The 20,086-nt window shown below is 59.8% G+C and carries 21 protein-coding genes and 1 pseudogene; 14 read left to right on the top strand and 8 right to left on the bottom strand.

Annotated elements, in window-relative coordinates:
- The first annotated feature begins 241 nt into the window (after window positions 1-241).
- Both AB4O08_RS25535 and yfcF read left to right on the top strand, forming a co-directional pair.
- The gene (locus AB4O08_RS25535) at window positions 242-790 is read left to right on the top strand and encodes a DUF924 family protein (protein ID WP_010209933.1); all 549 of its coding nucleotides are present in this window, start codon (window positions 242-244) and stop codon (window positions 788-790) included.
- A 96-nt stretch (window positions 791-886) separates the two neighbouring features.
- Entirely contained in the window at window positions 887-1,504 is a 618-nt protein-coding gene (gene yfcF / locus AB4O08_RS25540; RefSeq protein WP_044287300.1) for a glutathione transferase, read from the top strand.
- Here the strand turns inward: yfcF and AB4O08_RS25545 are convergent.
- Window positions 1,479-1,751: a hypothetical protein gene (locus AB4O08_RS25545; protein WP_010209937.1), complete on the bottom strand. Its 273-nt coding sequence runs from the start codon at window positions 1,749-1,751 to the stop codon at window positions 1,479-1,481. The genes yfcF and AB4O08_RS25545 overlap by 26 nt on opposite strands.
- Before the next feature lie 131 nt (window positions 1,752-1,882).
- Between AB4O08_RS25545 and AB4O08_RS25550 the strand changes: the two genes are divergently transcribed.
- Window positions 1,883-2,527 carry a hypothetical protein gene (locus AB4O08_RS25550; protein ID WP_044287299.1) on the top strand — a complete coding sequence of 215 codons (645 nt, stop codon included), beginning with the start codon at window positions 1,883-1,885 and terminating at the stop codon, window positions 2,525-2,527.
- Window positions 2,528-2,563: 36 nt separating this feature from the next.
- On the top strand, window positions 2,564-2,905 hold the full coding sequence (locus AB4O08_RS25555) for a hypothetical protein (protein ID WP_010209939.1): 342 nt from the start codon (window positions 2,564-2,566) through the stop codon (window positions 2,903-2,905).
- A gap of 53 nt (window positions 2,906-2,958) precedes the next feature.
- On the opposite strand, the gene AB4O08_RS25560 is transcribed toward AB4O08_RS25555, so the two are convergent.
- On the bottom strand, window positions 2,959-3,705 hold the full coding sequence (locus AB4O08_RS25560; protein ID WP_010209941.1) for a creatininase family protein: 747 nt from the start codon (window positions 3,703-3,705) through the stop codon (window positions 2,959-2,961).
- 30 nt (window positions 3,706-3,735) lie between these two features.
- Complete coding sequence (locus AB4O08_RS25565; protein ID WP_016977141.1) at window positions 3,736-4,449, bottom strand: murein L,D-transpeptidase catalytic domain family protein; 714 nt, start codon at window positions 4,447-4,449, stop codon at window positions 3,736-3,738.
- Window positions 4,450-4,488: 39 nt separating this feature from the next.
- Between AB4O08_RS25565 and AB4O08_RS25570 the strand changes: the two genes are divergently transcribed.
- The gene (locus tag AB4O08_RS25570; protein ID WP_460114482.1) at window positions 4,489-6,084 is read left to right on the top strand and encodes a L,D-transpeptidase family protein; all 1,596 of its coding nucleotides are present in this window, start codon (window positions 4,489-4,491) and stop codon (window positions 6,082-6,084) included.
- Here the strand turns inward: AB4O08_RS25570 and AB4O08_RS25575 are convergent.
- Window positions 5,999-6,574 (bottom strand): P-loop nucleotide/nucleoside kinase family protein, encoded by a 576-nt coding sequence (locus tag AB4O08_RS25575; protein WP_154847139.1) that lies wholly within the window; start codon window positions 6,572-6,574, stop codon window positions 5,999-6,001. The genes AB4O08_RS25570 and AB4O08_RS25575 overlap by 86 nt on opposite strands.
- A gap of 73 nt (window positions 6,575-6,647) precedes the next feature.
- Here AB4O08_RS25575 and dapF point away from each other — a divergent pair, with 73 nt between their 5' ends.
- Window positions 6,648-7,451 carry a diaminopimelate epimerase gene (gene dapF, locus AB4O08_RS25580; RefSeq protein ID WP_460114483.1) on the top strand — a complete coding sequence of 268 codons (804 nt, stop codon included), beginning with the start codon at window positions 6,648-6,650 and terminating at the stop codon, window positions 7,449-7,451.
- Here the strand turns inward: dapF and AB4O08_RS25585 are convergent.
- Entirely contained in the window at window positions 7,439-8,581 is a 1,143-nt protein-coding gene (locus tag AB4O08_RS25585; RefSeq protein WP_010209947.1) for a PAS domain-containing sensor histidine kinase, read from the bottom strand. The genes dapF and AB4O08_RS25585 overlap by 13 nt on opposite strands.
- Window positions 8,571-9,386, bottom strand: a complete 816-nt coding sequence (locus AB4O08_RS25590; RefSeq protein WP_010209948.1) for an alpha/beta fold hydrolase — start codon at window positions 9,384-9,386, stop codon at window positions 8,571-8,573. The genes AB4O08_RS25585 and AB4O08_RS25590 overlap by 11 nt, the downstream gene beginning before the upstream one ends.
- 128 nt (window positions 9,387-9,514) lie before the next feature.
- Here AB4O08_RS25590 and AB4O08_RS25595 point away from each other — a divergent pair, with 128 nt between their 5' ends.
- A complete protein-coding gene (locus AB4O08_RS25595) occupies window positions 9,515-10,717 on the top strand; it encodes a TPM domain-containing protein (protein ID WP_047541648.1) in 1,203 nt (400 codons plus the stop codon).
- A 147-nt stretch (window positions 10,718-10,864) separates the two neighbouring features.
- Here AB4O08_RS25595 and AB4O08_RS25600 read toward each other — a convergent pair whose 3' ends face one another.
- A complete protein-coding gene (locus tag AB4O08_RS25600; protein ID WP_010209951.1) occupies window positions 10,865-11,359 on the bottom strand; it encodes a DUF1543 domain-containing protein in 495 nt (164 codons plus the stop codon).
- A 106-nt stretch (window positions 11,360-11,465) separates the two neighbouring features.
- Between AB4O08_RS25600 and AB4O08_RS25605 the strand changes: the two genes are divergently transcribed.
- On the top strand, window positions 11,466-12,287 hold the full coding sequence (locus AB4O08_RS25605) for an aldo/keto reductase (RefSeq protein ID WP_010209952.1): 822 nt from the start codon (window positions 11,466-11,468) through the stop codon (window positions 12,285-12,287).
- A gap of 52 nt (window positions 12,288-12,339) precedes the next feature.
- On the opposite strand, the gene AB4O08_RS25610 is transcribed toward AB4O08_RS25605, so the two are convergent.
- Window positions 12,340-12,855 carry an Hcp family type VI secretion system effector gene (locus tag AB4O08_RS25610; RefSeq protein ID WP_010209954.1) on the bottom strand — a complete coding sequence of 172 codons (516 nt, stop codon included), beginning with the start codon at window positions 12,853-12,855 and terminating at the stop codon, window positions 12,340-12,342.
- A gap of 478 nt (window positions 12,856-13,333) precedes the next feature.
- Here AB4O08_RS25610 and tssA point away from each other — a divergent pair, with 478 nt between their 5' ends.
- The 6 genes and pseudogenes from tssA to tssG all read left to right on the top strand — a co-directional run bounded on the left by tssA (window position 13,334) and on the right by tssG (window position 20,086).
- Window positions 13,334-14,887, top strand: a complete 1,554-nt coding sequence (tssA, locus tag AB4O08_RS25615; protein WP_074900670.1) for a type VI secretion system protein TssA — start codon at window positions 13,334-13,336, stop codon at window positions 14,885-14,887.
- A 31-nt stretch (window positions 14,888-14,918) separates the two neighbouring features.
- The gene (gene tssB / locus AB4O08_RS25620; protein WP_021491584.1) at window positions 14,919-15,416 is read left to right on the top strand and encodes a type VI secretion system contractile sheath small subunit; all 498 of its coding nucleotides are present in this window, start codon (window positions 14,919-14,921) and stop codon (window positions 15,414-15,416) included.
- A 28-nt stretch (window positions 15,417-15,444) separates the two neighbouring features.
- Window positions 15,445-16,920, top strand: a complete 1,476-nt coding sequence (gene tssC / locus AB4O08_RS25625; RefSeq protein WP_106119125.1) for a type VI secretion system contractile sheath large subunit — start codon at window positions 15,445-15,447, stop codon at window positions 16,918-16,920.
- Window positions 16,921-16,934: 14 nt separating this feature from the next.
- The gene (gene tssE / locus AB4O08_RS25630) at window positions 16,935-17,333 is read left to right on the top strand and encodes a type VI secretion system baseplate subunit TssE (protein ID WP_010209959.1); all 399 of its coding nucleotides are present in this window, start codon (window positions 16,935-16,937) and stop codon (window positions 17,331-17,333) included.
- Window positions 17,323-19,109, top strand: a pseudogene (gene tssF / locus AB4O08_RS25635) (type VI secretion system baseplate subunit TssF). Before tssE ends, tssF begins: the two are co-directional and overlap by 11 nt.
- Entirely contained in the window at window positions 19,073-20,086 is a 1,014-nt protein-coding gene (gene tssG / locus AB4O08_RS25640; protein ID WP_010209963.1) for a type VI secretion system baseplate subunit TssG, read from the top strand. Before tssF ends, tssG begins: the two are co-directional and overlap by 37 nt.

Consider the following 20,086-nt stretch of genomic DNA (forward strand, 5'->3'; position numbering starts at 1 on the left):
TGTGCGCGTTGCTGCGATTCGTTGCTCAAATTTGAATGCGATCAGCTCTTAACTGCTACCGGGGGCGGGGGATCGGCATGTCGTCTTCGCTCCCTCTGCCTGTCCAGGCGTTGTATTGCGAACATCGCCGGTTTCGGCAGCGAGCCGCACGCAGTCAAGTGCTCGGCAACAGTGGACTTCTGATCCGCAAACACGGTCCACTGTAGGCGCCGGCGAGCCGGTTCCTACAGGAGATAGCCCCGTGAGTGCGACCCAACACACCCCACAATCCGTCATCGAGTTCTGGAAACACGCCGGCCCCAAGCGCTGGTTTGCCAAGGACGAAGCCTTCGACGCCCGCTTTCGCGACACCTTCCACACCACCCACCTGCAAGCTGCCCGGCGTGAACTCGAACACTGGCTGGACTCTGCGCAAGGTGCCCTGGCCCTGCTGATCCTGCTCGACCAATACCCGCGCAACGCCTTTCGCGGCACCGCCCATATGTTCGCCACCGACCCGCTGGCACGCTTGTACGCCCGCCGCCTGGTCGACGCCGGGCTGGATCAACAGATCGACCCGGGGTTGCGCGCATTCTGTTACCTGCCGTTCGAACATTCGGAAAACCCGGCGGACCAGCAGCGCTCGCTGATCCTCAACCAGGCATTGGACGCCAGCACCTACCATTGGGCCAAGGAGCATGCCCGGATCATCGAGCGGTTCGGGCGCTTTCCTCATCGGAATGAGGTGTTGGCTCGGGAGACCACGGAGGAAGAACGCGCCTTCCTGGACGAGGGTGGGTTTGCCGGCTAGGCCAGTATTCCGCCAAGGAATGCCCCCATAAAAACAGCGCATTGTCTTTCTTGCGGCACATCTCGTAGCGTGGTGTTCCCCTCAAGGAGAATCGTTATGCGCCTGTATGTTGACCATATGTACACCAGCCCCTACGCCCTGTCGGTGTTCGTCACGCTGCGCGAAAAAGGCCTGGCGTTCGACACGATCACCCTGGACCTGGATGCCGCGCAACAGCACGCGGCCGACTTCGCCCGCCTGTCCCTGACCCAACGCGTGCCGACCTTGGTAGAGGGCGACTTCGCCTTGTCTGAGTCCTCGGCGATCACCGAGTACCTGGAGCAAGCCTACCCCGGAACGCCGGTGTACCCGGCCGACCCAAAGCTGCGGGCGCGGGCGCGCCAGATACAGGCTTGGTTGCGCAGTGACTTGCTGCCGATCCGCCAGGAGCGTTCGACGATGGTGGTGTTCTACGGGCAGAAGATGCCGCCATTGTCCCCAGTCGCTGAAGCGGCGGCGGCCAAGTTGATCAGTGCGGCGCAGGACTTGTTGGTCGGCAACCCAGCGTATCTGTTCGGCGACTGGTCAATCGCCGATGTGGACCTGGCCGTGATGCTTAACCGCCTGATTCTCAACGGCGACAGCGTACCTGCCGAATTGGTGGAATACGCGCAGCGCCAGTGGCAGCGGCCCTCCGTACAGGCGTGGGTCAATCAGCATCGTCCTGCGCTGTAGAGCGCTCAGAGATTTGCAGGACCCGGCGATCCAGGTCCTCCCAATCCGCCATGCCCAGCACCCGCGTTGTGTTCAGGCCGCGCAGGTAACCGCGCAGTTGTTGGGCGCTGGCGCTGACTTGATCGTTGTCAGCCGCCTCGTCCAACAGCACGTTTTCATAATCGACCAGGTAATCGGCGACCCGCTCGCGAAACTCCGGTAGTACGGCTTCGCGGATGCGGTCGAAGGTTTTCTGGTGGGGCTTCATGGCGGGGTCCTTATAAGTTTTATGTCAGCACTATCGGTTCAGATAATAGTCACCATCATGGAACGCAAGTTCTGTTTTTGCGGGAAAAGCGCAAAATCACCCCATCGAGATGCTGTTCAAGGAAATACGCGATGAGGACGTTTATTCAGCTGGCTTTGATGACTTTGATGCTCGGCACGGTTGCCTTCAACAACGCGGCAGTCGCCGATGATCTGCGCACGCGCCATTTGCTACCTGTCAACGGTAGCGTAGAATCCCTGCAGCACGCGCAGTCGGTGGGTGTATTGCTGAGTGACAACACCCGCGACAACCTCAGCTACCTCGAACGCTACCACGACATGGCCTTGAATGGCGCCAGGGATGCCCTCGACGGGCGTATCCGCCAGGCGTTCGTCAACAGCTCCGACCCGGAGCTGGCCATCGATTGGTTGATGAGCTCGCTGCAAGGCACCTTTTTGTCGGTGACGGTCTACGACAACCTGGATGCCCTGGTGCAGGCTCACCCCGATGTGGTGGTGATGCTCGATACCCATAACCAGTTGCTGACCCAGCGTAACGACCAGGTCGAGGCGCGTTTCATTGCGCGGTTCTACGATGCGAACCTGCAATACATCGCCAAGGCCGAAGGCTCGGTGCACAAGCAGGTGCCATCGGTGTGGGTACACGATAAGGCCGCGCCGGAAATTGCCGCGCAGATCGAGCAGCAGCGGGATGTGCAACTGGATGCCTTGAAGCAGTTCGATGCCTCGCTCAAAGCGTTGGTTCGTGCCGGTTGATGTGAACCTTTATTTTTTTATCGTCAGGAATTTTTGATGCGCGCTTTTTTCGCCCCGGCCTTGGCCCTTGCTTCCTTGTTGTTGGCCGGTTGTGTTTCCGCCCCCAACGCTCCAACCATGACCTTCCAGACCAGCAAAACGCCTGAAGCCTATGTGCAGTGTGTGCTGCCCAAGCTGGAAAAACACGGGATCGCCGCCACCGTGACGCAGAACTCGCGCCACGCCAAAGTGGTATTGACCAGCAAGATTGCCGCCGATGATGTGCTGGAAGCCTACAAGACCCAGGACGGTGGCAAGGTGTTCCTGTATGAGCGCAAGCCGCTGGCGTCGACGATTAAGCCGTCGCGATTGGAGCTTGCCGCACAGGAATGTAAGTAACACCGCCCCCAGTGGGAGCGGGCTTGCTCCCACATTTTGAATGTGTGTCAGGCCTAGGGTTTGGCTTCGTTGCTGAAGGCGTTGACCGTCTTGACCAACCCCTGCGCCGCCAACGCCACCAGCTCCCCACCTTTTTCCACTGTCGCCAGCGCCGGATCCGAACCCATGCGTCCGTCCGGGAAGCGTGCGCGGAAGTCCAGGGCTTCACGGATCGGCCCGGTGTTGGCAATTTGCGGCGAGTAATCCGCCGTCTTGATCGCGTCCGGGTAGGCCCATTGGGTCACTGCAATCTCCGAAGGCGTGGCATGGCTGCCATGGCCCACCGGGAATTGGCGTTGCGCCAGGTCGTTCACACCTTCCAGGTCCCACCAGTTCACCAGCTTCAAGGCAAACCCGGCCGGGCGGCGGGCGAAGCTGGCTTCGGCGTACAGCTCGGAAAATGCGGCTTCAATGGTGGCGATATTGCCGCCGTGGCCGTTCAGAAACAGGATCTTCTCGAAACCATGCCCGGCCAGCGAACGCACCCAATCGCCAATCGCGGCGATAAAAGTGGAAGGGCGCAGGGAAATGGTGCCGGGAAAGCCCAGGTGATGCTGGGCCATGCCGATGTTGAAGGTGGGGCCGATCAGGAGGTCGGCGTTCTTCTGCGCTTCATGGGCGATGATTTCCGGGCACATCCAGTCGGTGCCCAGCAGGCCGGTGGGGCCATGCTGTTCGTTGGAACCGATCGGAATCACCACCGTGCGGTTGCGCTCCAGAAACTGCCCGATCTCGATCCAGGTGGATTTGTGTAGAAGCATGCGACGCTCTCTTTTATCTATGGGGACAGGCTATCCGCCACGGATTGTACGACTACTCGCCACCTGTTGGGGTTTGCAATTGAGGTAGGTCGAAGACTTCAACCAGCGCTGGTCGGGGTACCACGAAAACATGAACTGCCCATCCTTGAGCTTATCCACTACCTGGCGCGCCACTTGCGGGCGCACGGCCGGGCAACCCTGGCTGCGGCCGATACGGCCTTCGCGCTTGCTCCACAGGGGGCTCACATAGTCGGCGGCGTGAATCACGATGGCACGATCGCGGGCCTGGTCATTGAAGCCCGGCTCCAGGCCGTCCATGCGCAGCGAGTAGCCGTGGGTGCCCAGGTAGCTTTCCTGGGTGCGGAACAGCCCAAGGCTGGACTGGTGGCTGCCTTCCAGGTTGGAGAACTGTGTGGCGAAGTTCTCCCCAGATTTGGCTCCATGGGCCACCAGGTCGCGCAGCACCAGGGTCTTCTTGCGCAGATCGAAGATCCACAGCCGACGGGCGGTCGATGGCTGGGAGTAGTCAATAACCGCTAGGCGCTCGGAACGTTCTTCGCCGTTATTGACCGCACACTGCACCGCGTTGAGGGCGCTTTTGAGTACGGTGGGATTGAGTTCTGGAGCCGAGCGCGCCAGGCTGCTATACAAGTTAGGAGAGGTCTGATTGGCAGCAAGCGCAAAATTGCTCAGCGTAGCCAACGCCACGGTCATCAAACCGAGGCGGCGCATGAAAGTCAGCATCTACGAAGTGTCCCCCGGTGTGGATTGGAGCCTGGTCAATTGTTCAAAAAACACGCATGTTACTTGAGCATTTGCCTGCTCGTTGCACCATTGGTCGCGACAGCCGTCGCGCTGCCGGTCGAGCCGTTGCCGGTGACCACGCCGGCGCCGGTCGATCTGGCACCCGTGCAACAGGCGTTGGCGCAACTGCCCAGTGTCTGCCCGGACCTGGCTCGGCAGGTCGACGCCGCCGCCCAACTGCGCCTGCAAGCCTTCTACCAGCAGCAAGGCAACATGCCGCTGTGGTCCGCCGATGACCGTCGGCAAGCCCTGCAATCTCAGTTGCTGATGCTCGCCGATGACGGCCTGGACCCTACCCACTATAGCTTGCCTGTGCCAGATGCCACGGCCAACGTGCTGTGCAGCGATATCACCAGCAGCCAGCACTACCTGCAAGCCCTGCAGGATCTTCATTACGGCCGCCTGCAGCAATCGCGCTTCGAACCGCTGTGGCACGCTCAACCACCCACCCGCGACCCCAACGTCGAAGTGCTGGCGTTTGCGGCCCAAGGTCTGCAAGACATGGCCCAGGCGTTCGACCAGGCACGGCCCAGTGCCGATTTGTATCGCAGCCTGCGCAACGCTTATTCCACCGTGCGCCAGCAACCCTTACCGCATTGGGACCCTGTGGCCAGCGGCCCGCTGCTGCGTCCGGGCATGGAAGACCCCCGCGTGCCGGAGCTGGCGCGGCGCCTGATCAGTGGCGGCTACCTGGCCAACGCGCCCAGCGGCAAGCAGTACGGCGATGAACTGGTCAAGGCGGTCAAGGCCTTTCAGCTCAGCCATTCGTTGCAGGCCGATGGGGTGATCGGCGCCGGCACCGTGGCCGAATTGAACATCAGCCCGGCGGTGCGCCGCGAACAACTGCGCATCAACCTCGAACGTTTCCGCTGGCTGGCCCAGGACTTGGAGCCCGAAGGCGTGTTGGTCAACGTCGCTGCCGCGCAACTGAGCGTGTACCAGAGCGGCATCCCGGTCTGGCAAACCCGCTTGCAAGTCGGTCGCGCCGAACGTCAGACGCCGCTGCTCAAATCGCGCATTACCCGGCTGACCCTCAACCCCACCTGGACCATCCCACCCACCATCATGCGCGAGGACAAACTCCCGGCCATCCGCCTCAACCCCGAATACCTGCGCCAGCAGAACCTGCAAGTACTGGACGCCGAAGGCCACCCGCTGACTGCCGAACAGGTGGACTGGGCCCGACCCGGCAATATCCTGCTGCGTCAGGAAGCCGGTCCGCGCAATCCGCTGGGCAAGATCGTGATGCGTTTTCCCAACCCGTACTCGGTGTACCTGCATGACACGCCGAGCCAACCGCTGTTTACCAAAGGACCGCGGGCATTCAGTTCGGGATGCGTGCGGGTCGAGCAACCGTTGTTGCTTCGGGATTTACTGGTGAGCCCGGCTGAGCGCGCCCGTACCGATGAGCTGCTGGCTACGGGCCTGACCCATGAGTTCAGGTTGGCCACGCCGGTACCGGTGCTGTTGAGTTATTGGACGGTTGAGGTCAATCGCGAGGGCGGGTTGGTGTATGCGCCGGATATCTATGGGCGGGACCTGGTGTTGATGAAGGCGATGGGGAGCGTGCTTTGAGCGTCGCCAGCACTCTTGTTACCGCCTCATCCGGCGTCATGAGTGCGGTGTCGAGCGTCATCGGCACTTCGGCCCACGCCTCGTACTCATGCGCCAGCACCGACTCCCAAGGGGGTGGAGCCAGGCCGGGAATATCTCCCGTGCGGGCTTCCACCCGCCGTTGATGTTCCTGCCGGTCAGAACAAATCACCCGAATATCCAGCAACTGCGCACCTGCCATTGCCGCCGATGTTTTCCACGCCTCCCGGCTTTCCTTGACCGGGTTCACGCAGTCAGCCACCACCGCATGCCCCAATCGCAGATTGCTCAACGCCAAGGCATTCGCTACCCCATAACCGCTGGCACCCACATCGCTCGCCAACACGCCCGCGTCACGGATCGCCTGCTCAATCACATCGATGCGCAGGTACACTGCGCCGATCTGGCCTGCCAGCGCCTGGGCGATGGTGGTCTTGCCGGTGCCGGGCAGTCCGCTGAAGACAATTAGCATGGGTGGCTCTCGATAAGATGGGTGCGGTTCAGGGTATCCTTCAGTTCCCCATCGGTCGACCACAGGAAAGCCCATGCCTCTGCCGTTTGTGAAAATGCACGCCCATGGCGATGATTTCATCATCATCGATCGCCGGGGCCTGCACGATCCGATTACCGCGAAAGTTGCCCGCCAACTCGGTAACCGCCACACCGGTATCGGTTTCAACCAACTGGCCGTGCTGCTCGATTGTGATGACGCCGCCGCGCGCATCAAATTCTGGAACCCCAACGGTACGCTGCTGGCCACCTGCGGCAGTGCCACCCGTGGCGTGGCTGACCGTCTGATGCATGAGGCGGGCACGGATTCGGTGGTGCTGCGTACTGACCGCGGCTTGCTGACCTGTGCGCGGGCTGCGGGGCGGCAAATTTCGGTGAACATGGGTGAGCCGTCGCTGGACTGGTCGGCCGTGCCGCTGGCCGAGGCCATGGATACGCTCACCTTGCCCATCGATGGCAACCCGGCGGCGTGCAGCATGGGCAATCCGCATTGCACCTTTTTCGTGGAAGACCTCACGGCTGTCGACGTGGCGATCGTGGGCCCGGCGCTGGAAATTCACCCATTGTTCCCAGCCAAGACCAATGTGCATTTCGTGCAGGTGCTCGACCGTGGTCATATCCGCCTGCGCATCTGGGAGCGCGGCGGTGGCGTGCCGCTGGGTTCCGGGTCGTGCTGCTGTGGCGCGGTGGTCAATGGGATCCGCCGTGGCTTGCTGGACGCCACGGTGCAGGTGCACTGCGACGGCGGCACGGTGACTGTGCACTGGGCGGGCGAGGGGGCAGTGGTGCTCACAGGCAGCGTGGAGCCGGTGATGCAGGGCAGCGCCTACGTAGGCTGAAAGTTGACGGTAAACGTCGTGCCGCCCGTGACACAGGAACTCACCGCTACATCGCCGCCATGCACCCTGGCCAATTCGCGCACGATGTACAGGCCAAGGCCGACGCTGCGTACGTCACTGCCCTGATCGGTACCACGTGTCATGGGCTCGAACAATTCGGCCAGCAACGCTTTCGGGATCACTCGGCCGTAGTTATGTACCGACACTTCGCACCGGTTATCTCCCAGGCGTGAAGTGATGGTGATTGGTCGTTGCGGGTCACCATACGCCACGCTGTTCGCCACCAGATTACCGATGATCTGCTGCACGCGGTCGGCGTCCAGACTGGCGTCGCCATTGCCATCGGCGAGGTGCACCAAGGATGCCTTGGGAAAGGCCACGCGCAGTTCATCCACAGCACGATGAATCACCTCATGCAGGTCCAGCGGCGCTGCCTTGATGGTGATGCCCTGGCCGACGCGTGCCTGGGTGAAGTCCAGCAGGTCGGCGATCATGCGTTGGGCACGCTCGGACGACTGGCCGATATGCCCGAGCAGTTGGCGTTCCTTGGTCGTGCGTTCGCCCCTTGCCAGAAAATCCGAGGCCATACGTATGGCGGTCAGCGGGTTTTTCAGGTCATGGCTGACAATCGCCACCATTTGCTCGGCAAACCGTGCGCGACTCTGGGAAATGGCATAGGCCTCGTGCAATTCGGCCTGGGCGTGCTGCAGGGCAAGTTCGGTGTCAGTCTTTTCCTGAAGCAAGGCCTCGGCCAGTTTGCGTGCATTGAGCAGCTCGCGCTCGTACTTGTCACGATCAGTGGTGCCGAACAGCGCCAGGTCGTGTACCACGGCATCGGTCTGTTCTCGCTTGATACCGTTGAGCAGTACGGTCACTTTGTGGCCGTCACGGTGCAGCATGTCGAGTTTCACTTCGGTGACGCTGCCGCGCATGCGCAGCATCGGCGCCAGATGGGTCTGGTGGAAGATTTGCCCGCCCATGGTCAGCAAATCCTGAAAACGCTTGCCGCACAGCTCAGTCGTGCTGAACCCCAGCCACTCGCTGAACCGCGCATTGACTTGCAGGATCGTGCCGTCCTCTGCCGTGACGGCGAGGGCGCAGGCGGCGCTGTCGAACAGATCAGTCGGCACGTGCAGCCGCCCAAGGGGCCAGGAAGCTGTGCATGGCGGTTGCACAGGCGTGCGGCGCGCTCATGTGCGGGCAATGGCCGACGTTGTCCACCAGGCAATAGGTGCTATTGGGCAACACGCTGTGCAGGTATTCACCTACGGCGACCGGGGCAATCAGGTCGTCGCTCGATTGCAGGACCAGTACCGGAGTGGCCAGGCCGATCACGTCCTGGCGGTTATCCGACATGAAAGTCACCCGTGCAAATTGCTTGGCGATCTCAGGTTCGGTGCGGCAAAAGCTGTCGGTCAATTCCTGGCTCAACGCCGGTTGCCCAGGCGCGCCCATGATCACCGGCGCCATGGCGCTGGACCAACCGAGGTAGTTGCTGTCGAGGGTGTCGAGCAGGTCCTGGATATCGCCCCGTTTGAAGCCGCCGACATAACCGTCGGCGTCGATGTAGCGCGGCGAGGGGCCGATCATGACGTGGGCGGCAATACGGTTGGGGGCCTGGCGGTCGGCGAGGGTGCTGATCATGGCGCTCACCGAATGGCTCACCAAGATCACTGGGCCCACGGCGAAGGCGTCAATGATCTCGTTCAAATCGCGCGCGTAACCGTCGAGGGAACTGTATTTGGCCTTGTCGAACGCACTGAGGTCCGACAGGCCGGCGCCCACCAAGTCGTACATCACCACGCGAAAACGCTCGGAAAATTGCGGGGCCAGGTAGTTCCACATCGCCTGGTTGCAGCCGAAGCCGTGGGAGAACACCAGGGTCGAACTGCCGTTGCCCATCACACTGACATTGTTGCGGTGGCGTAGATCCATGGGCTTTCCGGTTGTGGCGTTTTGCTATGCGTGAAGGGAGTTTAAATAGTCAACGGCGTGGGGTCACGCGATATAGTGCGGATAAGGTAAAGTCGCCGCCTTCAGGAAGAAACTTCAGGTAACAAAACATGATGGCGATTCTGCGGCAATCCGTCTTGAGTCTGGTGGCGCTGGTGTTCTTAGGCCTTTTGAGCACCGCCCAGGCGGACACTTCACCGATTGGCGTCGCCCTCGACCAACGGGTGATCGACCTCACCGACACCCTGGATGCCAGCACCACCACCCGTCTGAAAAACCAACTGGCCGACCTTGAGCAGCGCAAGGGCGCGCAGGTGGCCGTGCTACTGGTGCCCACCACCGGCGGTGCGAGCATCGAGGATTACTCCAATCAACTGTTCCGCGCCTGGAAGTTGGGACGCAAGGGCGTCAATGACGGCGTCCTGCTGGTGGTGGCCAAGGAGGACCGTAAGGTGCGTATTGAGGTGGGGTACGGCCTGGAGGGTACGGTGACTGACCTGCTGGCACACCGCATCATCGAAGAACACATCACCCCGGCCTTCCGCCAGGGGGATTTTGCCGGCGGTGTTTCCCAGGGGGTAAACGACTTGGTGGTGCTGGTGGACGGCGGCGACCTACCCCAAATCGCCGGGCCAGGGGCGAATCCTCAGTTCATTGCGATAGCGCTGGCGTTTGTCATCGGCGCCATTGGCGGTGTGCTGATCAGCGCCGGTAGGCTTCACTGGCGCCGCGCCTTGATTGCGATGGCGGCCGTCACCGTGCTGCTGGCGATTTTTGGTGGGGGCCGCGACTGGCTGATGTTCCTGCTGGTGCTGCCATTGACCCTGCTGATCGGCGGCGCGACGTTTGGTGCGTTGTGGATGGCCCGCTCGGTGTTTTACGGCGTGGTTGCGCTGCTGGCCTACATCCTTGGGTTGGTGGTGGTTGATCAGCGATATGCCGACGTCAACTTCATTCATTGGTTGGTGTTTCCGCTGGGTGCGTTGCTGGCGTTGGGGTTGTACCTGGTCCTGTTGATGATCATGAAGGACGCCTGGAAGCAGAGCCGCGTAGGGTTTATTGCGCGACTGGTGGCCGCGGTGGGGGTGTATGTGGCGGCGGGGATGCTGATGGAACTCGGCCGTAACGGTTGGTTGTACGCCTTCCCGATAGCCTCGTTCGCAGCGCTGTTCATTTTTGGCAAGACCAGCGGCGGGTCTGGGTCCGGGTCGAGTGGTGGCTCAAGCTCGGGTTCCAGCAGCTCCAGTTCCAGTAGCAGTTCTTCCGGTGGCGGAGGCTCCAGTGGGGGTGGCGGGGCATCCGGAAGCTGGTAAAGGCGCCAGGCTGCGTGTAATCCACCGATCTCTGCACGCCGCCCCCGGGCTGGACGTGCGCAGACCGCTTCGCGGCTGCCGCGTCATCCCTTCAATAAATAATGCAAACAGCTCCGCCAGGGGATAGTCCGCCCCGCTGTAGAAGCGTCAGGTCAGGACGATGTAGTCATTCTGCTGGCGGATCGGCTGGTGCGGGCCCTGTACCAAGTGAACATAGCGACCGTCCACCAGATCGATCGGCAGGCAATCATCGATATCCAGTACGCCGTCGGTGTGGGCCTGGGACCACTGGCGCAGCATTTGTTGCTTGCCCTTGCTCGTAGCCTCCTGTTTATTGCGGGCCACCACCAACAGGTAGTGGTGGGCTTCGCCAAAGCTGTTGGCTTCATAACCGCCAAGGTTAATGAAGTACAGGTGATGCGCGCCGGCAGCAGGCGCCAGGGGGCTGAACTCGACTTTCCAACCGTCGACGCCATCCACCGCCATCCACGCATCGATATGCATACCCTTGGGGCCGCCAAACCAGCCATCGCGCAATTGCGGGTAGGTGGCCTCCAGCGTGTCCGCGACAACAAATACCACATCGTGTACTTCAATTTTCGCCCGGGGGTGCTTACCCCCGAGCATGACGACAAACAGCATTACAGGTTCTTCCTGGCGACTTGGCAGAGGCTAACCATACTTCGATTGAACCCTTTTGTCCGGCCAATGCCACACTGTTAATCCGCGAACTCATGAGGAGGTTGTCATGCGCACCATCGATCTGGCGGGTGTTCCCGTTCCTGTTATCGGCCAGGGAACCTGGCGCATGGGCGAAAACCCCGACCAGCACCGCGCTGAAGTCGCGGCGTTGCAATTGGGCATCGACGAGGGCATGACCCTGATCGATACCGCCGAAATGTACGGCGATGGTGGCGCCGAAACAGTGGTCGGCGAAGCCATTCGTGGCAAGCGCGACCAGGTATTTCTGGTGAGCAAGGTCTACCCGCACAACGCCAGTCACAAGGGCGTGCCCCGCGCCTGTGAAGCCAGTCTCCAACGCCTGGGCACGGACTACATCGATCTTTATCTGTTGCACTGGCGCGGCCAGTACCCCCTCGAAGAAACCGTCGAAGCCTTCGAACGCCTGCGCGAAGCCGGCAAAATCGGACGTTGGGGGGTGTCCAATTTCGATGTGGCCGACCTGCAGGAACTCGCATCCCCGGCCTGCGCCACCAACCAGGTGCTCTACAACATCGAAGAGCGTGGCATCGAATTCGACCTACTGCCGTGGTGGCAACAGCATCACTTGCCCTTGATGGCGTATTGCCCGATCGCCCAAGGTGGTGAGTTGTTGTCCAGCCCGACCCTCAAGCAGATCGCCCACCGCCATGAGGTCACACCCGCGCAGGTCTCCCTGGCCTGGGTGTTACGCCAGGATGGCGTGATCGCAATCCCCAAGGCCGTCACCCCTGAGCACGTGCGGCTCAATGCGGCCGCCGCCAAGCTGGTACTGGATGAGCACGACCTGGAGGCGATTGATCGCGTGTTTGGCGCACCCAAACGCAAACATCCACTGGCGATGGTTTAGCCCCTTCGCAGGGACGGCGCCATCCTTGGCGCCGTCCCTGCGTCAAGCCGGTTTAACCTGCAACCGGGCTACGCCAGTCATCTGACCCTGATGTGCCGGACACTTCGTGGGTCCACACGATCTTGCGATAGGTGAAGTAAACGTCTTCCAAGTGAGTGAAATGAGCGTTGTCCGGATCCTGGCAGTTCGGCATGCGTGACTGGATGTCCACGATGGTCGCCCCCTCCAGTTCAATCGTAAAGTAGTGCTCCTGGGTGCCGGCCGACGAGGTGCGCAACCATTCCAGCCGGCACTTGACCTCTTCGCCGCTGGTCAATGCACTGAACAGCAACGGTGAGGATTTATCGAAGACTTTGCTGATCATCATGGGCTTATGCACCCTCTGGCCCGTTGGTTGGCCGGATTGAGGGTCACGCGGAATGATCACCTGGTGAGAAAAGGCCTGGACCAGGATCTGGTCCTCATGGCCTTCCTGATAAATGTTACCTACCGAGTCCTGGGTAAACGTGCCTGCCGTGATCAAACCTTGTTTGACGCCGGTGACGGAGAGATACGCGGGTGTTGGCATGACGGGTTTCCTTGTCTGATTGAAGAGGTAGTTCCAACCGATAATTACGCGGGTTGGGAAAGGTGCCTAGTACAAGAACCGTGCCTGAAAGTACGCGGGCCAATAAACATTGAGGTGTGGCGTTATATAAGTTCGTTTTTTGGATTGTGTGGGATGAACTTTGTGGGTGTAAACCGTATTTAATTGCGCAGCTGTGCGCATTTAGTTGCTCAGTTGGAAGAATGGTTGAATGTCGAAGTTGTAAGGTCAAGTTGAGCGCATAAGCATGAATGGGTGCGCAAAATGCTGCGCAGTGGCCCATTTAATACGGTTGTAGGAAAAGGATTAAGTGTCATTCCGTCGCTTGCTGAATGATTTGGGCGTGGCTAAGGTTCGGGAACTTTGCAGAAGTTAGGGCAAGGTTCAGATGCCTTCTAATCCGTATTTCAAGTGCGGTTAGTGGGCTGCTCCCGTCTTGGTTAGTTGCGCCTGGTGCGAAATGTCTTATTCGGACACGCTGTGTGATTATTATCTTGAAGTTGCAAGGTCGCCTTGTTCGCAAACATGTTTTGCGGGCGGCGATATGCGCTTTTCAAGTGAATATGAATGCCTGGAATCCGAGTTGACCAAGGCGCAATCCATTCATGGCACCCGCCAGCCTGATTGGCACAAGATCCTGGAAACCAGCGAACGCCTGTTGCGCCAGCAATCCAAGGATCTACGCGTGGTGGTGTGGATGACCTGGGCGTTGTACCAACGTGAGTCTTATCCAGGCTTGCTGGCGGGTCTCGGGTTGCTGCGCTATCTCTGTGAGCATCATTGGGTGGAGAGCTACCCCGAAAAACTGCGTACCCGAAGCGCAGCATTCGCCTGGCTGGTGTTGCGCATTGAGCCTCTGTTTGCACAGGGCCTGCCACTCCAGAACCAGCAGCTGTTGTTCCGCGCCGTGCTTGAGCACCTGACGAGCCTTGAAGAGCTGTGGGGCAGGCACTTGGGGGACGACGCGCCGCTGCTGCTGCCGATTCGCAGGCAATTGGCCCAACGGCTGGAGCAGGCGCTTCAGGCTGATGCCCCGGCAGCAGGCTTGAGCGGCGTCATTGCCCAGGTCAAGCAGGCGACCAGTCAATTGCTCAAATCCGAGCCCGTGGTGGACAACGAAAAAGACGCAGGCAAGTTGCTGCGCACTTTGCAGGAGCAGGCCCGTCCGTTGTGTGCCTGGTGGTTGCGCCAGAACGCCACCGATCTACGCGCCCTGCGTCTCAACCGAACGTTGAACTGGCTCGTCCTGAGCGGATATCCGGACGCCGACAGCGAACGGGTTACCACCCTGCGTGGGCCAGCCCCTGAAAAACTCAAGCGTTATCAGGAGCGTTTTGCTCAAGGGCATCACGCCGACCTGGTACTTGAACTCGAAGCCAGTCTCGCCGGTGCGATGTTCTGGTTTGACGGGCTGCACATGCTCTGGCAATGCCTGGAAGCCTTGCGGGCCGAACAGGCCATGATCGAGTTGGAAGTGACCTTCGCCTTGCTGCTGCAACGTCTGCCGGACCTGCCGTCCTTCTGTTTTCACGACGGCATCCCTTTTGCCGACGCCGCCAGCCGTGACTGGATCACGCTGCAGGTCAGCCGTCATCTGCAAACACCCGAATCAGCCGCCGTGGTGATTGATACCGAAGCCGAGCCTTGGGAGAGCGCCTTGCAGGCAGTCGCACCCCGGTTGCGACAGGACGGGCTCAAAGCCGCGATCCATGAACTCAAACAAGGGATGTATGCCGCTCGCAGCGAACGCGCGCGATTTCATTGGCGGCTTGCCCAGGCGCGCCTGTGTGTGCAGGCCGGCAAGCATGAGCTGGCGAAGATCCAGCTCGAACACCTGGACCACGAACTGCAACACACAGGTCTTGAGCACTGGGAGCCGGAGTTGGCCCTTCAGGTCACCCAGCTTCTGTATCGCTGCTGCGACCTGTTGCCACAAAACCACGCAGTGCGTGAGCGCAAGGAAGACACCCATCGCAGGCTGTGCCTCTTCGATCTGGAAGCGGTACTTGAATAGGCTTTCGAGCCACTGAATAAGGAAATACACCATGGCCAAAAACGTTTCGGTCGCCCCCAAGGAGCGTATCAACATCACTTTCAAGCCCGCTGTAGGCGGGGCGCAGGAAGAAGTCGAGCTGCCGTTGAAGCTGTTGGTGCTGGGCGACTTCACCCAGCGTGAAGATGTGCGCAAGCTCGAAGATCGAAAGCCAATTGCGATCGATAAGAACACCCTGGATGACGTGTTGGCCAAACAGGCGTTGAGCCTGACGCTGAACGTGCCTAACCGTCTGCAGGAGGATGCAGACGTTGAGGAACTGGCCATTCAGGTGAGCATTAATTCCATGAAGGATTTTAATCCCGCGAACCTGGTAGAGCAGGTGCCCGAGTTGCACAAGCTGATGGCGTTGCGCGAGGCGTTGATGGCGCTCAAAGGCCCGTTGGGCAACACGCCGAGCTTTCGCAAGGCTATCGAGCAGGCCCTGGCCGATGACGATTCCCGTGCCCGGGTATTGGCGGAGCTGGGGCTGGACACGCCTGACGCCTGACATTTTTCAGTAAAAGGACACTGACCGCATGACAACACAACATCACTCACTGCCTGCACAAACCGCTGATCAATACAGCATTCTCGACAACATCGTTGCACAGACTCTGCTGAGTGCGGACGACGAGGCGTATGGCATTGCCAAGCGTGGCGTCTCGGCGTTCATCGAAGAGCTGATCAAGCCGCAGAACCGTGGTGAGCCCGTCAAGAAGCGGCTGGTGGATCGGATGATTGCCGAGATCGACACGAAGCTCAGTCTTCAGATGGATGAGATTCTGCACCACCCGGATTTCCAGGCCTTGGAAGCTTCCTGGAAAGGTTTGCAGTTGTTGGTTGATCGCACCAATTTTCGCGAGAACATCAAGATCGAACTGCTGAACATCTCTCGGCAAGACCTGCTGGAAGATTTCGAGGACTCTCCGGAAGTGACCCAGTCCGGGCTGTACAAGCATATCTACAGTGCGGAATACGGTCAGTTCGGTGGTCAGCCTGTGGGCGCGATTATCGCCAATTACTTTCTGTCCCCCAGCGCACCCGACGTGAAGCTGATGCAATACGCATCCAGCGTGGCCTGCATGGCCCATGCGCCGTTTATCGCAGCTGCCGGGCCTGGGTTCTTCGGGTTGGAAAGTTTCACCGGCCTACCGGATCTCAAAGATCTGAAAGACCATTTCGAAGGCCCTCAATTCGCCAAATGGCAAAGCTTTCGCCAAAGCGAAGACGCACGCTATATCGGCTTGACCGTGCCGCGTTTCCTGCTTCGTACGCCCTACGATCCCCTTGAATGCCCGGTCAAGACCTTTGCTTATCAGGAAAACGTGGTCAATAGCCATGAGCACTACCTGTGGGGCAACACTGCCTACGCCTTTGCTACGCGTTTGACCGACAGTTTCGCGCGCTTTCGCTGGTGTCCGAACATCATCGGCCCGCAAAGCGGTGGCGCGGTGGAGGATTTGCCGCTGCATCACTTCCACAGCATGGGTGAAATTGAAACCAAGATTCCGACTGAAGTGCTGGTTTCCGATCGGCGTGAATACGAGCTGGCGCAGGAGGGCTTCATTGCCTTGACGATGCGCAAGGGCAGCGACAATGCGGCATTTTTTTCCGCCAGTTCGGTCCAGAAGCCGAAACACTTCGGTCTCAGTCCAGAAGGCAAGGAGGCCGAGCTGAATTACCGCCTGGGCACTCAACTGCCCTACATGATGGTGGTGAATCGCCTGGCCCACTACCTCAAGGTCTTGCAGCGTGAGCAATTGGGGTCGTGGAAGGAGCGCACCGACCTGGAGCTTGAACTCAACAAGTGGATTCGCCAGTACGTCGCCGATCAGGAAAACCCCAGTGCCGAAGTGCGTGGGAGGCGACCCTTGCGTGCGGCCCGCATCGTTGTCAGCGATGTCGACGGCGAACCCGGTTGGTACCGCGTCAACTTGAGTGTGCGCCCGCATTTCAAGTACATGGGGGCGGATTTCACATTGTCCTTGGTCGGCAAGCTCGACAAAGAATGAGCAGAGGCCAGGGAATGCCCAATCACCAGAGTCTTTTCCAGCGCCTTGAACGCCCGGCTACTCCCGCAAGTGCCGTGACATCCGTCGCGAGTCACCTGGGAAAAATGCTCAGCATCCGTGCGGGCAGTGTGCAGACGCTGCCGGATTACGGCTTGCCCGACCTCAATGACATGAACCAGAGCCTGCATGAGTCATTGGCTCAGTCACGCTTGTTGATCGAGCGATTCATCCGCGCCTACGAGCCGCGCTTGAAGGATGTGCGGGTCAAGACGTTGCCGAGGGACCATGACCCGCTGGCCCTGGCCTTCGCCATTGAAGCCACGCTAGTGATTAAGGGCACCCAGCACCCCGTAGTGTTCACCGCTCGGCTAGGCGACTCCGGTCGGGTAGAGGTCTTGCCGGATGTCGTTTAATCGTTATTACCAAAGCGAACTCAGCGCGTTGCGACAACTCGGGCGGCAGTTCTCCGAGCGTAATCCTGCGCTCGCTCCGTTTCTCGCAGAGGCCGGTCAAGATCCGGATGTAGAGCGTCTGCTGGAAGGCTTTGCGTTCCTTACGGGGCGCTTGCGCCAGAAACTCGATGACGAGCTTCCAGAACTGACCCACTCGCTGATGCATTTGCTCTGGCCCAACTACATGCGCCCGATGCCTGCGTTCAGCATGCTGCAGTTTGATCCGTTGAAGCACTCAGGTCCTGACGTGTGCGTAGCGAGGGGAACGCCGGTTGAGAGCGCCGCAGTCAATGGCGAGCGATGCCGTTTTCGGACCTGCTATGCCACGCAGGTTCTACCGTTGCGACTGAGCGCCTTGGAGTATGGCTCCCGAGCAGGACGGGGGATGTTGAGTCTGCGTCTGGAGATGAGCGCCGAAGGGAATTTCAGTGAATGGACCCTCAACCGGTTGCGCCTGCATTTCGCCGGGGATCGCTACATCAGCCAGGAGCTGTACCTGAGCCTGCTGCGTCATCTCGAGGGTATCGAGCTGCTGCCTTTGGGCCACGATGGCCTACCGGTCAATGGGGTTGATGGTCAGGCGTTATCGCTACGACTGGGTGCCGACCAGGTCCAGCCGGTGGGTTTCAGCGAGGAACAGGCGTTGATCCCGTATCCGCAGAATACCTTTCCGGGGTATCGCCACCTGCAGGAGTATTTTGCCTTCCCTGACAAGTATCTGTTTGTCGATGTGGGGGGCCTGGGGGTACTGCAGGAATTACCTGGCGAATTGCTCAAGCAGGTCAGTGGAGTGATGTTGCGCTTCGAGTTGCGCAGTCCATGGGGTGAGTCCCGGCAGCCCACCCTGGAGAACGTCAAACTGTACTGCACCCCCATCGTGAACCTGTTCAAGCATGATGCAGTGCCCATCCGCCTGGACGGGAAGCAGGATGAGTACCTGCTCGTCCCCGGTGAGTATTCACGGGAAAACGCGAGCGTATTTTCCGTTGACAGTGTCACAGGGTGGCAACCGGGTGGGCGTGGATACAAGACCTACGTGCCCTTCGAATCCTTCGAACATGATGTCGATAACGACCTGTCGGATGGCCCAGGGAGTTACAGCATTCGTCAACGGCCATCGACACAACATGCAGGCCTTGAGACCTGGCTTGCGTTTGGTAACGGTCCTGAGTCAGCGCAACAAACACTGTCGATCGAGTTGACGTGTACCAATCACAATCTGCCTCGGCTATTGCAGCTTGGGGACATCAACCTGCCTTGCGAACAGACGCCAGAGGGGTTGTCGTTTCGGAATATCTGCGCACCGACGGCCAGTTTCCCGCCCCCCTGGATCAGGATTTTCTCTGGCGGTTGATCAGCAACCTGTCGCTCAACTATCTGTCGTTGAGCGACATCAATGCCTTGAAGGTGATCCTTCAAACCTATGACTTACCGCGCTACCACGACCGACAAGCGCAGAAGATCAGCGAGAGGAAGCTGGGCGCAATGCGATCCGTCAGTCATACGGCGGTTGACCGATTGCACCGTGGCTTGCCGTTTCGGGGGATACGAATTGATCTGAGCATCGATCCCCAAGGCTTTTTGGGGCATGGCGAAGTGTTCGTCTTCGCGTCGGTACTCAACGAATTCTTCGCGCTTTACGCCAGCCTCAACGCCTACCACGAACTAAGAGTCATCAGCACACAAGGAGACGTGTACCTATGGCCACCACGGATGGGGCAGCAGCCCCTGCTTTGACGCGATTGTCCCTGAGCATCCGCGAGTACTCGCTATTCCAGGCAGTTTTGCAGGTGATCAAACGCTTGCGCGTTGCCCATCCGCTGTTGGATGAAGACGCGTTGTATGACCTGTTGGAGTTTCACGCCAATCCAGGTCTTGGCTTTCCCGGTCACGATATTGACCGGGTGGAGTTTTTCATCGAACACGAGCAGTTGCGTGCGCGTCTTCGACTCAACCTGTTGGGCTTGTGTGGCGCGGGGTCGCCCTTGCCGGCGTTTTATGGCGAGCAGGCGTGTGCCGACGGGGTGGGTGGCAATACCACGCGAGATTTTCTGGACGTGTTTCATCACCGTCTGCAACGACTGATGCTACCCGTCTGGCGTAAGTACCGTTACCGGGCGCGTTTCCAGGCAGGCGCGCGTGACACGTTCTCCGAGCAGATGTTCGCGTTGATCGGCCTGAGCGGACAGCAGATTCGCAGTATCGCGCGATTGAACTGCGAACGGCTGCTGCCGTACCTCGGGATGCTTGGCCTCCGGTCGCATTCGGCATCCTTGATCGAGACGGTGCTGCGCTACTACTTCAAACACCACCGCTTGTTCATTGAACAGTGGGTACTGCGCACGGTGGTCATCGACGATCCGCAGCGAAACCGGCTCGGCAACGCGAACAGTGTGCTCGGTCATGACCAGGTGCTGGGCTGCCGGGTGGCCGACCGTAGCGGCAAGTTCAGGGTGCATCTGCAGGGCCTGGGTTGGCAGCAACTCCATGGGTTTCTGCCCACTGGGGCCGACTACCCGCTGCTGTGTTCGCTGGTGCGCCTGACGGCTCGGGATCCATTGGAATATGACCTGCGCCTGGTGCTGGCCAAGGAAGAGATCCGACCGTTGCACATTGGCGAACACAACGTCTGCGGCCTCGGCTGGACCAGTTGGCTGGCACATGAGTGCGCCGATGGTGTGGTCATGGTGTCGGGCAATGCTCATGAAGGATGA

Source organism: Pseudomonas sp. H3_E07 (genome assembly GCF_054668895.1).

Excerpts from the sequence above, each read along its gene's own strand:
- yfcF (WP_044287300.1), top strand. The coding sequence starts at position 887 with ATGCGCCTGTATGTTGACCATATGTACACCAGCCCCTACGCCCTGTCG.
- AB4O08_RS25545 (WP_010209937.1), bottom strand. The coding sequence starts at position 1,751 with ATGAAGCCCCACCAGAAAACCTTCGACCGCATCCGCGAAGCCGTACTA.
- AB4O08_RS25550 (WP_044287299.1), top strand. The coding sequence starts at position 1,883 with ATGAGGACGTTTATTCAGCTGGCTTTGATGACTTTGATGCTCGGCACG.
- AB4O08_RS25555 (WP_010209939.1), top strand. The coding sequence starts at position 2,564 with ATGCGCGCTTTTTTCGCCCCGGCCTTGGCCCTTGCTTCCTTGTTGTTG.
- AB4O08_RS25560 (WP_010209941.1), bottom strand. The coding sequence starts at position 3,705 with ATGCTTCTACACAAATCCACCTGGATCGAGATCGGGCAGTTTCTGGAG.
- AB4O08_RS25565 (WP_016977141.1), bottom strand. The coding sequence starts at position 4,449 with ATGCTGACTTTCATGCGCCGCCTCGGTTTGATGACCGTGGCGTTGGCT.
- AB4O08_RS25575 (WP_154847139.1), bottom strand. The coding sequence starts at position 6,574 with ATGCTAATTGTCTTCAGCGGACTGCCCGGCACCGGCAAGACCACCATC.
- dapF (WP_460114483.1), top strand. The coding sequence starts at position 6,648 with ATGCCTCTGCCGTTTGTGAAAATGCACGCCCATGGCGATGATTTCATC.
- AB4O08_RS25590 (WP_010209948.1), bottom strand. The coding sequence starts at position 9,386 with ATGGATCTACGCCACCGCAACAATGTCAGTGTGATGGGCAACGGCAGT.
- AB4O08_RS25595 (WP_047541648.1), top strand. The coding sequence starts at position 9,515 with ATGATGGCGATTCTGCGGCAATCCGTCTTGAGTCTGGTGGCGCTGGTG.
- AB4O08_RS25600 (WP_010209951.1), bottom strand. The coding sequence starts at position 11,359 with ATGCTGTTTGTCGTCATGCTCGGGGGTAAGCACCCCCGGGCGAAAATT.
- AB4O08_RS25605 (WP_010209952.1), top strand. The coding sequence starts at position 11,466 with ATGCGCACCATCGATCTGGCGGGTGTTCCCGTTCCTGTTATCGGCCAG.
- AB4O08_RS25610 (WP_010209954.1), bottom strand. The coding sequence starts at position 12,855 with ATGCCAACACCCGCGTATCTCTCCGTCACCGGCGTCAAACAAGGTTTG.
- tssA (WP_074900670.1), top strand. The coding sequence starts at position 13,334 with ATGTCTTATTCGGACACGCTGTGTGATTATTATCTTGAAGTTGCAAGG.
- tssB (WP_021491584.1), top strand. The coding sequence starts at position 14,919 with ATGGCCAAAAACGTTTCGGTCGCCCCCAAGGAGCGTATCAACATCACT.
- tssC (WP_106119125.1), top strand. The coding sequence starts at position 15,445 with ATGACAACACAACATCACTCACTGCCTGCACAAACCGCTGATCAATAC.
- tssE (WP_010209959.1), top strand. The coding sequence starts at position 16,935 with ATGCCCAATCACCAGAGTCTTTTCCAGCGCCTTGAACGCCCGGCTACT.
- tssG (WP_010209963.1), top strand. The coding sequence starts at position 19,073 with ATGGCCACCACGGATGGGGCAGCAGCCCCTGCTTTGACGCGATTGTCC.